Below are 12,265 nucleotides of genomic sequence, written 5' to 3'. Positions count from 1 at the left end.
CGCCGCCAGGCTGGTCTATGCGCCGGCAGCAGTCGCTATCGCCCTTACCTCTGCGGGCTCCCGCCGCACAAACGTAAATGCCAGCCCCAGGGGCCGGCATTGATAGGGAGGACCTCGCTCAGCCGTGCAACTCTGCAAACATTCGGAGCGGGCATCCACACCCACGAATCCCGAATCGCCACACTGGCGCACTACCCCGGCAGGCCGGGCCACACCGCCCTTACGATTCCCCAATCCCGATTCCCGACTCCCGGCCTCAGGACGTCATCCGATCCCAGAAGCCCTTGACGCCATCGATGAACGTGGCCGACTTGGGCGAATGCTTGCGGGCATCCTCACCGGTGAACGTGGCCTCGAACTGCTGCAGCAACGTGCGCTGGTCGGCGGTCAGATTCACCGGCGTTTCGACCACCACGCGGCAATACAGGTCGCCTTCGGTACGGCTACGCACCGAGCGCACACCCTTGCCGCGCAACCGGAACAGCTTGCCGGTCTGGGTTTCGGCCGGAATGCGGATTTCCGCCTCGCCGCCCAGGGTCGCCACACGCACGGTGTCGCCGAGCGCCGCCTGCGAGATGCGGATCGGCACTTCGCAATGCAGGTCGTCGCCGTCGCGCTGGAAGATCGCATGCTCGCGCACGCGCACCTCCACATACAGATCGCCCGGCGGCGTGCCAGCCGGACCGGCTTCGCCCTCGCCTGCCAGACGGATGCGGTCGCCGGTATCCACACCGGCAGGCACCTTGATCGACAGCACCTTGTCTTCTTCCACGCGACCGGCGCCGTGGCAGGTCTTGCACGGATTCTGGATCAACGTGCCGCGCCCGTCGCAATGCGGGCAGCTCTGCTGCATGGCGAAGATGCCGCGCTGGATGCGTACCTGGCCGCGTCCGTGGCAGGTCCCGCACACTTCCACCTTGCCGTCTTCCGAACCGCTGCCGTGGCAGGGCTCGCACTCGATCAGGGTCGGGATCTCGATGCGGCGCTCGATGCCGGCGACGGCTTCTTCCAGATCCAGTTCCAACACGTAACCGACGTCGGCGCCACGTCGCGCAGCGCGCGGACCGGCGGCGCCACCGCCGAAAATATTGCCGAAGATATCGCCAAAGATATCTCCCATGTCCGGGCCACCCGGCCCACCACCACCGCCCATGCCGTGCTCGAACGCAGCGTGGCCATGCGCATCGTAGGCACGACGCTTGTTGCCGTCCGACAACACTTCATAGGCTTCCTTGCACTCCTTGAACATCGCCTCGGCAGCAGCGTCGCCTGGATTGCGGTCCGGGTGGTGCTTCATCGCACAGCGCCGATACGCCTTCTTCAGCTCCTCGTCGCTGGCGCCACGGGCAACGCCCAGCACTTCATAGTAATCGCGTTTGCTCATAAGCCGGTATTGGGGATTCGTGATTTGAGATTCGTTGAAACGCAAAAGCGGACAGCATGCGCTGGTCCGCCTTGGCGACGCGACGCGTAAAGGATATCGGGATGGGGATCGGCAGCTTTAGCGGCTGCCAATCCCCACTCCCGACTCCCAAATCACGGCTTACTTCTTGTCGTCCTTGACCTCGGTGAACTCGGCGTCCACCACGTCGTCGGCGGCCTTGGAGGCCTGCGCGTTGCCGCTGGCCGCATCGGCGTTGCCGCCCTGCTCTGCCGCGGCGGCGGCGGCGTACAGCGACTGGCCGGCTTCTTCCAGGGTCTTGCTGCGGGCCTCGATCTGCGCCTTGTCGTCGCTCTTCATGGCGGTTTCCAGATCCGACAGCGCCGCTTCCACCTTGCCGATCACATCGCCACCGACCTTGCTGCCATGCTCGGTGATCGCGGTGCGGGTGGCGTGGATCAGGCCATCGGCCTGGTTACGGGCCTGCACCAGTTCCTGGAACTTCTTGTCTTCCTCGCGGTTGGCTTCCGCGTCGGCGACCATGCGCTGGATCTCTTCGTCCGACAGACCCGAACCGGCCTTGATCTCGACCTTCTGTTCCTTGTTGGTCTTCTTGTCCTTGGCCGACACGTGCAGGATGCCGTTGGCGTCGATGTCGAAGGACACCTCCACCTGCGGCATGCCGCGCGGCGCCGGCTCGATGCCGGACAGGTCGAACTTGGCCAGCGACTTGTTGAAGCGGGCCTGCTCGCGCTCACCCTGCAGCACGTGCACGGTCACGGCCGACTGGTTGTCCTCGGCGGTGGAGAAGGTCTGCGAGGCCTTGGTCGGGATGGTGGTGTTCTTTTCGATGATCTTGGTGAACACGCCGCCCATGGTTTCGATACCCAGCGACAGCGGGGTCACGTCCAGCAGCAGCACGTCCTTGACGTCGCCGGCCAGCACGCCGCCCTGGATCGCAGCGCCCACGGCCACGGCTTCGTCCGGGTTGACGTCCTTGCGCGGTTCCTTGCCGAAGAAATCGGCAACCGCCTGCTGCACCTTCGGCATGCGGGTCTGACCGCCGACCAGGATTACTTCGTTGATGTCGCTGGCGCGCAGGCCGGCATCGTTCAGCGCGGTGCGGCACGGCTCGATCGACTTCTTGACCAGGTCTTCCACCAGCGCTTCGAGCTTGGCACGGGTCAGCTTGATATTGAGGTGCTTCGGGCCCGAGGCATCGGCGGTGACGTACGGCAGGTTCACTTCGGTCTGCTGGCTGGTCGACAGCTCGATCTTGGCGCGCTCTGCGGCGTCCTTCAGGCGCTGCAGTGCCAACGGATCCTTGCGCAGGTCGATGCCCTGATCCTTGTTGAATTCGTCGACCAGGTACTCGATGACACGGTTGTCGAAGTCTTCGCCGCCCAGGAAGGTGTCGCCGTTGGTGGCCAGCACTTCGAACTGCTTCTCGCCATCGACTTCAGCGATTTCGATGATCGACACGTCGAAGGTGCCGCCGCCCAGGTCGTACACGGCGATCTTGCGGTCACCGCCGTTCTTGTCCAGGCCATAGGCCAGGGCGGCCGCGGTCGGCTCGTTGATGATGCGCTTGACGTCCAGACCGGCGATGCGGCCGGCGTCCTTGGTGGCCTGACGCTGGCTGTCGTTGAAGTACGCCGGCACCGTGATCACGGCCTCGGTGACCTTCTCGCCCAGGAAGTCCTCGGCGGTCTTCTTCATCTTTTCCAGCACGCGCGCAGAGATTTCCTGCGGCGCCATGCGCTTGCCATCGCTGGTCTGCACCCAGGCATCGCCGTTGTCGTGGGCAAGGATGCCGTACGGCACGTGCGAGATGTCCTTCTGCACTTCGGCGTCGGTGAACTTGCGGCCGATCAGGCGCTTCACCGCGTAGAAGGTGTTCTTCGGGTTGGTCACCGCCTGGCGCTTGGCCGAGGCACCGACCAGCACTTCGCCGTCCTTGGTGTAGGCGACGATCGAAGGCGTGGTGCGGTCGCCCTCGGAATTTTCGATGACGCGGGCCTTGCCGCCGTCCATGATCGACACGCACGAGTTCGTGGTGCCGAGGTCAATACCAATGATCTTGCCCATGGATACGCTCCTGATGATTCTGTAGCTGTGTCCGGCGACGCCGGGTCTGGCTGAGATGTGGGGGTGGTGCGCAGGTGTTCAAGCCACCTGCACGAATCTGCGTTTCGCGCAGGCGCCCGGCAGTTCAGCCGGGCGCTGCGGTTCAGTCGTGCTTGGCCACGACCACCAGGGCCGGGCGCAGCAGACGCTCGTTGAGCAGATAGCCTTTCTGGAACACCTGCACCACGTGGCCCGGGGCGATGCCCTCGGCCTCGCCCTGGCTGATCGCCTGGTGCTGGTCCGGGTTGAACGGCTGGCCGACCGGGTCGAGCAGGGTCAGGCCGTTGTCGGCCGCGACCTTGAGCAACTGCTTGTAGGTCATGTCCAGGCCATCGCGCAGCGGGCTGGGTTCGGTGCCGGCCGCGGTCAGGCCGGCGTCCAGGCTGTCGAACACCGGCAGCAGCTCGCCCAGCAACTTCTCGTTGGCGAACTTGCGCGCGTTCTCGACGTCGCGGGCGATGCGCTTGCGCTGGTTTTCCAGATCGGCCCGCTCGCGCAGGGCATCGGCCTTGACCAGCGCGATCTCGCTGCGCAGCGACTCGATCTCGGCCTTGAGCGGATCGGTCTCGGGTGGGTTCTGGGACAGGTCTTCGGAGTCGAATTCGGGGTGGTCTTGGTTCATGTGCAGTTCCCGGGCAAGCGGAACGCCCGCCCCAACGTCACCCCGTATGTGGGCGCGCGCGCGCGTTTCAAGCAAAACGATCGTATCGATCGCTGCCGCTTATCGCGTGCCGGGCGGTTCCATGGCAGCGCCCAGCACCTGGGCGGCGGTCTGCACCAGCGGAATCACCCGGTCGTAGGCCATGCGTTTGGGCCCGATCACGCCCAGCACGCCCAGCACCTGGCCATTGGCGGCATACGGCGCGGTGACCAGCGAGACATCGTCCAGCGACAGCATGCCGGTCTCTTCGCCGATGAAGATGCGCACGCCCGGCGCCTGGATGGTGCGTTCGAGCAGCTGCAGGATCTCGCGCTTGCTGGCGAAGGCCTCGAACAGCTCGCGCAGCCGGTCCAGGTCCGACAGGTCCTGCACGCCCATCAGGCGGGTCTGCCCGGCCATCACCATGTCGTCGGCGTCGGCCGGCACCAGCGCCTCGCTGGCCAGATCCACGCTGTGCGCCAGCAGCTGCTCCATCTCGTTCTTGGCCATGCGCAGCTCGCGCAGCAGCGAGGCGCGGATGTCCGACAGCGCGCGCCCGGCAAATTGCGCATTGAGGTAATTGGCCACCCGCTCCAGCTCGGCCGGCTCGTAGGCCCGGCGCGGCTCGATCACCCGGTTCTGCACCTCGTTGTCGGCAAACACCAGGATCGCCAGCACCCGGCGCGCGTCCAGCGCCACGAAGTCGATATGCCGGAACGCGAACTGCTCGCGCCGCGGCGCGCTGACCACGCCGACGAAATGGCTCATCGCCGACAGCATCTGCGAGGCGCTGCCCAGCAGCGACTGGGTGCCGTTGCCGCTGGCAAGCTCCGCGCGCAGGCGGCGCACTTCTTCCTCGCCGGGCGGCTGCATCTGCACCAGGCTGTCGACGAACACCCGGTAACCGTGCGCGGTGGGCACCCGCCCGGCCGAGGTATGCGGAGAGCTGAGCAGCCCCACATCCTCCAGGTCGGCCAGGATGTTGCGGATGGTGGCCGGGCTGACGTCCAGCCCGGCGTGCTGGGCCAGCGTCTTGGAGCCGACCGGCTCGCCATCGCGGATATAGCGGGCAATCAGCGTCCGCAGCAGTTGGCGTGCGCGGGGATCGAGCGTTGGGGACTGTGACGCGCGCATGGGATCATCCGGTGAGACTGGGCATAGATAATGTCTGGCCCTGCGGTTGGCAAGCGTCTTATTCCCTGCCCGCCGCTCCCACCCTAAGCTTCCCCAAAGCGTTCACACTCGATCCCATGCTCAGACACCTCTCCATCAAGGATTTCGCCGTCGTCCGCGCCACCGAACTGGAATTCGGGCCAGGCATGACCGTGGTTTCCGGCGAAACCGGCGCCGGCAAGTCGCTGATGGTGGACGCGCTAGGCTTCCTGTCCGGGCTGCGCGCCGACAGCGGCGTGGTCCGCCACGGTGCCGACCGCGCCGAACTGTCGGCCGAATTCCAGCTACCGGCCCAGCACCCGGGCCTGACCTGGCTGTCGGACAACGAACTCGACGACGACGCGCAATGCCAGCTGCGCCGGATCATCCGTGCCGATGGCGGCTCGCGTGCCTGGATCAACGGCCGCCCGGTGACCTCTTCGCAACTGGCGGAGCTGGCCTCGCGGCTGGTGGAGATTCACGGCCAGCACGAACACCAGGCCCTGATGGCCCGCCATAGCCAGCTCGCCCTGCTCGACGCCTACGCCCGCAACGGCGCGCAGCGCGAGCAGGTGCGCCAGGCCAGCCAGCGCTGGCAAGCCCTGCTGGACGAACGCGATGCGCTGTCCGCGCAGGGCGATGTCTCCGACCGCATCGGCTTTCTGGAACACCAGCTCAGCGAACTGGAACGCGAGGACCTGGACCCGGCCGCGATCGCCGCGCTGGACGTCAATCATCGCCGCCAGGCGCACGCCACCGCATTGATCGGCGCCTGCGACAGCGTGGCCCTGCAGCTCAACGGCGACGACGGCGCCTGCGCGCTGGGCCTGCTGCAGGACAGCCGCCATGACCTGGCGCGCGTGGCCGAGCACGAGCCGCGCCTGGGCGAGGTCGATGCACTGCTGGACAGCGCGGTCATCCAGATCGAGGAGGCGCTGGCCCTGCTCGACCGCGTACGCGACGACCTGGAGGCCGACCCGGCCCAGTTCGAGGCGATGGAGCGCCGGCTCGGCCGCCTGCACGATCTGGCCCGCAAGCACCGCGTCACCCCGGACGAACTGGCCGCCCAGCGCGACCGCATGAGCCTGGAAGTGGAGAGCCTGCGCGGCGCCGACGAGCGCCTGCAGCAGCTGGACAAGCATATCGAGGCGGCGATCGGCGTCTGGCGCAGCGCGGCCAGCAGCCTCAGCGCCAGCCGCACCACCGCTGCCGAGGCCTTGTCGGCCGCCACCACCACGCTGATCGGCGAGCTGGGCATGGGCGGCGGGCAGTTCCTGATCCAGCTGCAGCCCCAGGACACCCTGCGCCCGGACCCCAACGGCGCCGAGCGGGTGGAATTCCTGGTCGCCGCCAACGCCGGGCAGCCACCGCGCGCATTGCGCAAGGTCGCCTCCGGCGGCGAGCTGTCACGGATTTCGCTGGCGATCGAGGTCGCCGCGCTCGGGCTGGACAGCGTGCCGACCATGGTCTTCGACGAAGTGGATTCCGGCATCGGCGGCGCAGTGGCCGACATCGTCGGGCAAAAGCTGCGCGCCCTGGGCGAAGAGCGCCAGGTGCTGTGCGTGACCCACTTGCCGCAGGTGGCCGCCAAGGGCCACGCGCACTATCGGGTCAGCAAGGCGCCGGTGGACGGCATGACCCAGAGCGCGGTCGAACTGCTCGGCCCGCAGGCGCGCCAGGAAGAACTGGCGCGCATGCTGGGCGGGGTGGAAGTCAGCAAGGAAGCCCGCGCGGCGGCACGCAAGCTGCTGCAGAGCGCCTGAGCCGCCGGGCGCTGTCTCGGCCGCCATCGGGGTTGCCCAGGCAGCCGATGGCGGCAAACGCACAAGGCGGCCGAAGCCGCCTTGTCGTTACCGCGATGCCACCAGCTTGCCGTCAGCGCGGACGCTTCTTGCGCACGTACAGCACCAGCGAGTGCTCTTCCAGCTCGTAGCCATGCTGGGCGGCGATCTGCCGCTGCAAGGCCTCGATCTCTTCGCTCTCGAACTCGATCACGTGACCGGTATCCACGTCCACCATATGGTCGTGATGGCCGCCACGATCCAGCTCATAGACCGCCTGGCCGCCTTCGAAATTGTGCTTCAGCACCAGACCGGCGGCCTCGAACTGGGTCAGCACCCGATACACCGTGGCCAGACCGATTTCGTCGCCATGGTCGAGCAGCTGCCGATAGATGTCTTCTGCGCTGAGGTGGTGCTGGTTGCTCTTCTGCTCGAGCAACTCCAGGATCCGCATCCGCGGATGGGTCACCTTGAGCCCGACTTTGCGCAGGTCGTGGGTTTCCATATGTTCTCCGTTCATTGGCGATTTAGCGCCAGCTGCCATCAAACGGGTCGCGGCGACCGGCGGGAGTGTATCATCGGCGTGATTTCCTCAGCACTTAATCCCCGATGCGTAATCTCCTGCTGGTCGCCGCCGTTGCTCTCTCCACCGCTGGCTGCGGCATCATCTACAAGCAGCCGATCTACCAGGGCAATCTGATCAAACAGAATGCCGTGGAGCAACTGCAGGTAGGCCAGAGCAAGCAGCAGGTCAGCGCGTTGCTGGGTACCCCCTCGATCCCCGATCCATTCCATTCGCAGCGCTGGGACTACACCTCCACCCAGCGCGTGGACCGTCTGGCGCGCACCGAGATCAAGAACTTCACCGTGTTCTTCGAAAACGAGCAGGTCGTTCGCTGGGAAGGCGATTATTTCCCCTCGCAGGACGAGCAGCTGGCCAAGTCGGCACCCAAGCAGTTCGGTCGCAATCTGGCCCGCGACAAGAAAAAGCAGCGCGGCCGTTGATGCGCTCGGTCGCGCACTGCGCGATCGCCTGAGTGTCGCCGCACCAGAAAACGCATCCGTTTGAACGGATGCGTTTTTTATTTGCCTGGTCGCAGAGACGTGTTCGGTCAGGAACTGCAGCGCTGATCTGGATATCGACATCCGCGGTTTTCCGTCAGCCGTCTTGCGGCGACATGCGCCTGTTCAAGCTACCGGCTGCGCTCGCTTATCCAGATCGCTCAACAGAAGAGCTCGCTGTTGCGCACAGCGCACATACGTCGCAGTGCCGGCCTACAGCTATCCGTTGGGACCGGCCTTTTTGCTCGGTCCGGCACGGCGACGCCGTGCCTCCTTCGGGTCCAGCAGCAGCGGCCTGAGCAATTCGACCCGGTCGCCGTCACGCAGCACCTGATCCGCGCGTGCAATCAGCCCATGGATCGCCTGCGCGGCAGGCGGTCGATCCGATGCCAGACCGGAGGCGGCAATCGCCTCGGCGACGGTGGCGCCCTCGGCCAGCTCCAGCGATACCGAACTGCAGCGGTCCGGCCAGGCCAGCACGACGTCGACCCGCATGCTCAGACGTCGCCGCGATCGGCGACCCGCACGAAATCGTTGACCATGCGGTCGGCCAGGCCTTGAAAGCCCAGCGCCAGCGCCGGACCCAACAGCCGCGAGCTGGTTTCCACCTCCAGGGTCAGGCTGACCTTGCAGGCGTTCTCGCCCAGCGACTGAAACTCCCACAGGCCTTCCAGGCGCTTGAACGGCCCGTCGCGCAGATGCATGACGATGCGCTGCGGACGTTCGAGCACGTTTTCGGTGGTGAACCAGGTGCGGAACGACCCCAACCCCAGATCCAGCCGCGCCACGATATGCGCCTGGTCCTGTTCAAGCACCTGCGCAGCATCACACCAGCCGAAACGGCGCGGATAGGCGGCAACATCATTGACCAGATCGAACATGCGGGTGGCGCTGTGTTCGACCAGGGCGCTGCGACGGATGGTAGGCATTCGCTAACTTGTGAAAGACAGAAGATCGTTTGATGACGCCGAATCGGCGACAATGGCGGCATGAGCAAGAAACCAGCCAAGGATAAAGCAAACGGCGCGACGGCCACGAAAACCATCGCGCTGAACAAGCGTGCGCGCCATGAATACCACCTGGAAGAGCGCTACGAAGCCGGCCTGGCCCTGCAGGGCTGGGAGGTCAAGGCGATCCGCGCCGGCCGCGCCAACATCATCGACGGCTACGCCTATGTGCGCTCCGGCGAGATCTTCCTGATCGGCGCGCAGATCACCCCGCTGATCCAGGCCTCCAGCCACACCGTGCCGGTGGAACGCCGCGATCGCAAGCTGCTGCTGCACCGCCGGGAAATCGACAAGGTGCTGAGCAGCGTCGAACGCGACGGCTATACCCTGGTGCCCACCGCGCTGTACTGGAGCAACAACAAGGTCAAGCTGGAAATCGCGCTGGCCAAGGGCAAGCAGAACCACGACAAGCGCGACGCCGCCAAGGACCGCGACTGGCAACGCGATAAGCAGCGCGTGATGCGGCGGCATAACCGGGATGCGTGAGTAGCCGGGATTGGGGATTCGGCATTGGGGATTGGTAACGGCAAATCCATTCGCAGCAGGCGTTTGCATGGCTCTCGGCCCCGGCGAGCAACGCGGCGCGTAGAACCCATGCTCTTGCGAATCCCCAATTCCTAATCCCGAATCACGTCGCTCCAAGCATCCGCATCAAATTCGGCACTCCCCTGCCCTGCACATAGCGATCGCGTTGCAGGTCGGTGCTGGTGTCCAGCATCAGCTGCTTGACCCGATCCGGAAAGCCGATGAACTCGCGGCGGGCGGAGAGGAAGCCGGCCAGCACGCCGGAGACGTGCGGTGCGGCCATGCTGGTGCCACTCATCTCCACCATCAGGCTGGCCGGATCTTTCGGGTCGAAATCGTAATAGGCCGACAGGATCTTTTCGCCCGGCGCCACGACATCCGGCTTGCCGCGTCCATCGGCGGTCGGCCCGCGCGACGAAAAATACGACACGCCGTAATTGTGCGGGCTGCTCTTGTGCACCGAGCCGACCACGATGGCGTCTTCCAGATTGCCCGGGTCGCTGATCGACAGATCCATGTTGGCCGGATATGCATCGCCGTCGTTGCGCATCAACCAGGCCAGGCCTTCGTTGCCGGCGGCCACCACCACCAGCACGCCTTGCCGCCATAGCCGCCGCAACTCGTTGCACAGCGGCGTAAAACCGCAGCCGTAGCTCTCCGGATCGAAGTAACCGCCCAGGCTCAGATTGACGCCGTGGATGACCAGCTCGCCGGCGCGCTCGTTGATCGCTGCGACCTGCTGCACCGCCTTGATCATCCAGGAATCACGGCCGTTGCCGGCATCGTCCAGCACCTTGAACCCGTACAGCTGGGTGTCCGGCGCCATGCCGGCAAACTCCAGCGGTTTGCCCAGGTTGCCCTGCGCGTCGGGAATCACCGCGCGGCTATGGCCGGCGATGATCCCGGCGATATGCGTGCCGTGCCCGTGCCGATCCAGCCGAGCGAAGGCATCGCCGTCGGCGCGCGTCAATCGCCTGGCTGCACCCCGCCGCGTGCAATCCCATTGCGCGACCACCGTGTCGCGCTCCCCCTTTGCGAAGAAATGCGGGTGACTGGCTGCGATACCAGTGTCCAGCACCGCCCAGCCGATCTGTTGCCCGCGCGCGCGATACGCGGTGCGCGCCGCATCGGCATGCAGGACGTTGCCGGACACGTTGATCAACGCGCGCTTGCCGGCATCGCGCCACACGCGCCGGAATCCCAGCGCGCGGTAGCGGTCCTGCAGCGATTCGATCTCGAACCGCGTCAGCCGCGCCGACACGAACCGCTGCAAGCCATCTTCCAGCTCGATCGCCTCGTCCAGCGCATCGCCGCTCAAGCCGGTGGTCGCTGCAGCCGTCTGGCGCAACTGCGCCAACAGCAGCGCACGCGTGGCGGCCGGGTCGTCGCCCAGCAACCGGCGATCCAGCTCGATCAGCACTTCGTGCCGATACTCGGCGCCATGTGCTTCCAGCTGCTCGCTGAGATCCTTGATCAGCACCGCATTGGAGACCGGTTGGTCGAAGCCGACGCCCACCGCTTCGCGCACCGCCGCGCGCACCTGCGGAATCGACAGATAGCCCGAGCCCGAATGCGCGTTGTGCTGCCAGTCCGGATTCAGGCGCGCGCCCGCGAGGTTTTCGAAACGCCCCTTGGCGTTGGCGATATCGTCGCCGAGATCCGGATCCAGCGCGATCGGGTCGCGCGTGTCGGCCACGTTGATCCAGCGCCGTACGCACGCGGGAAACGGCAGCTTGCGTGTGCCGGTCCAGCGCTTGAACATGCTGCGCACCTGCGGCAGGCCCAAGGGCGAGCCCAGGGTCAGGAACAGGCTGACCTCGCACTCGGCCGCCTGGAGCTGACGCAGCACGTCAAAGGCGATCATCGAGCCCTGGCTGTGCGCCACCACCACAAACGGCCCGCCACCCGAGCGCAACCGCTGCGTCAGGCTCTCGCGCATCAGCGCCGCACGCTCGGGCACGAAGAACAAATCGTGCACGTCCTGCAGCAGTGCGGCGGAGATCAGCCGCAGCAGCACGCGGTTGATCGCATCGATCGGACCTTTGGCCTGCACCTGGCCCGCCGCCGGCATCGCGGGCGCGGCATCCAGTTCGTCCAGCAAGCGGTGCAGATCGACACGCTCTTGCTCGCTCTGCGCCAACGCATCGGCAAGCAAATGCAGATCCTGCTCGCCTGGCACCAGCCCAAGCGTGCTCAAGGCGCGCTGCACGCTCTGATTGAGCGCCGGGCCGACATCGCGCGCATCGCAGTTACCGGGTTCGGCAACCGGATAGCGCTCGCGATTGACCCAGTACGCCAGGCGCGTGCGCTCGCCCATCGGCCGCCCGAACAAGGCCTTGTCCCACTGACAGCGCAGCACCTCGGCCGGCGGTTTGTTGCCGATGCCATGGATGTAGATCACGGTGCGCGCCTTGCCCTGCACGCGCGTCAGTACGGTGTCCTGCGCCTGCGCCTGCTGCTGCGAAGCCTTGGCTGCGCGTCGAGGCCTGGGGGCGTCGACGCCCGATGCGCGTTTGCGGGGCGTGCTGCGTGCCTGCCGCGGACCTGGGGGCTTGCCTGTCGCCATCGTTTGGCTCCTTGATTACCAGAC

The 12,265-nt window shown here is 66.0% G+C and carries 11 protein-coding genes; 3 read left to right on the top strand and 8 right to left on the bottom strand.

The features are described from left to right. Window positions 1–256: 256 nt before the first annotated feature. The 4 genes from dnaJ to hrcA all read right to left on the bottom strand — a co-directional run bounded on the left by dnaJ (window position 257) and on the right by hrcA (window position 5,282). Window positions 257–1,384: a molecular chaperone DnaJ gene (gene dnaJ, locus ABQ137_RS08500; RefSeq protein ID WP_102580991.1), complete on the bottom strand. Its 1,128-nt coding sequence runs from the start codon at window positions 1,382–1,384 to the stop codon at window positions 257–259. A gap of 159 nt (window positions 1,385–1,543) precedes the next feature. Beyond that, window positions 1,544–3,469: a molecular chaperone DnaK gene (gene dnaK / locus ABQ137_RS08495; protein ID WP_016901561.1), complete on the bottom strand. Its 1,926-nt coding sequence runs from the start codon at window positions 3,467–3,469 to the stop codon at window positions 1,544–1,546. Window positions 3,470–3,611: 142 nt separating this feature from the next. Next, entirely contained in the window at window positions 3,612–4,130 is a 519-nt protein-coding gene (grpE, locus tag ABQ137_RS08490; protein WP_010366360.1) for a nucleotide exchange factor GrpE, read from the bottom strand. 99 nt (window positions 4,131–4,229) lie between these two features. Beyond that, on the bottom strand, window positions 4,230–5,282 hold the full coding sequence (gene hrcA, locus ABQ137_RS08485; RefSeq protein ID WP_024939315.1) for a heat-inducible transcriptional repressor HrcA: 1,053 nt from the start codon (window positions 5,280–5,282) through the stop codon (window positions 4,230–4,232). A gap of 116 nt (window positions 5,283–5,398) precedes the next feature. Here hrcA and recN point away from each other — a divergent pair, with 116 nt between their 5' ends. Further along, window positions 5,399–7,063: a DNA repair protein RecN gene (gene recN, locus ABQ137_RS08480; protein WP_046342240.1), complete on the top strand. Its 1,665-nt coding sequence runs from the start codon at window positions 5,399–5,401 to the stop codon at window positions 7,061–7,063. A 112-nt stretch (window positions 7,064–7,175) separates the two neighbouring features. Here the strand turns inward: recN and fur are convergent, their stop codons facing one another. Beyond that, a complete protein-coding gene (gene fur, locus ABQ137_RS08475) occupies window positions 7,176–7,586 on the bottom strand; it encodes a ferric iron uptake transcriptional regulator (RefSeq protein WP_016901564.1) in 411 nt (136 codons plus the stop codon). 104 nt (window positions 7,587–7,690) lie between these two features. On the opposite strand from fur, the gene ABQ137_RS08470 reads away from it, so the two are divergent. After that, the gene (locus ABQ137_RS08470; protein WP_039528130.1) at window positions 7,691–8,086 is read left to right on the top strand and encodes an outer membrane protein assembly factor BamE; all 396 of its coding nucleotides are present in this window, start codon (window positions 7,691–7,693) and stop codon (window positions 8,084–8,086) included. Window positions 8,087–8,362: 276 nt separating this feature from the next. On the opposite strand, the gene ABQ137_RS08465 is transcribed toward ABQ137_RS08470, so the two are convergent. Both ABQ137_RS08465 and ABQ137_RS08460 read right to left on the bottom strand, forming a co-directional pair. Beyond that, complete coding sequence (locus ABQ137_RS08465; RefSeq protein WP_167708715.1) at window positions 8,363–8,638, bottom strand: RnfH family protein; 276 nt, start codon at window positions 8,636–8,638, stop codon at window positions 8,363–8,365. Window positions 8,639–8,640: 2 nt separating this feature from the next. Continuing rightward, a complete protein-coding gene (locus ABQ137_RS08460) occupies window positions 8,641–9,072 on the bottom strand; it encodes a type II toxin-antitoxin system RatA family toxin (RefSeq protein ID WP_016901567.1) in 432 nt (143 codons plus the stop codon). Between the two features lie 60 nt (window positions 9,073–9,132). Between ABQ137_RS08460 and smpB the strand changes: the two genes are divergently transcribed. Then, window positions 9,133–9,636, top strand: coding sequence for an SsrA-binding protein SmpB (smpB, locus tag ABQ137_RS08455; protein WP_006449452.1), 504 nt, complete (start codon window positions 9,133–9,135; stop codon window positions 9,634–9,636). 142 nt (window positions 9,637–9,778) lie between these two features. Here the strand turns inward: smpB and ABQ137_RS08450 are convergent, their stop codons facing one another. Further along, entirely contained in the window at window positions 9,779–12,241 is a 2,463-nt protein-coding gene (locus tag ABQ137_RS08450) for a S8 family peptidase (protein ID WP_349781997.1), read from the bottom strand. Window positions 12,242–12,265: the final 24 nt, after the last annotated feature.

It is taken from the genome of Xanthomonas sp. WHRI 8393 (assembly GCF_040203315.1).
Taxonomy (GTDB): Bacteria; Pseudomonadota; Gammaproteobacteria; order Xanthomonadales; family Xanthomonadaceae; genus Xanthomonas; species Xanthomonas arboricola.
The sequence above is the reverse complement of the archived record's forward strand: the minus strand, read 5'-3'. Positions and strand labels throughout refer to the sequence as shown.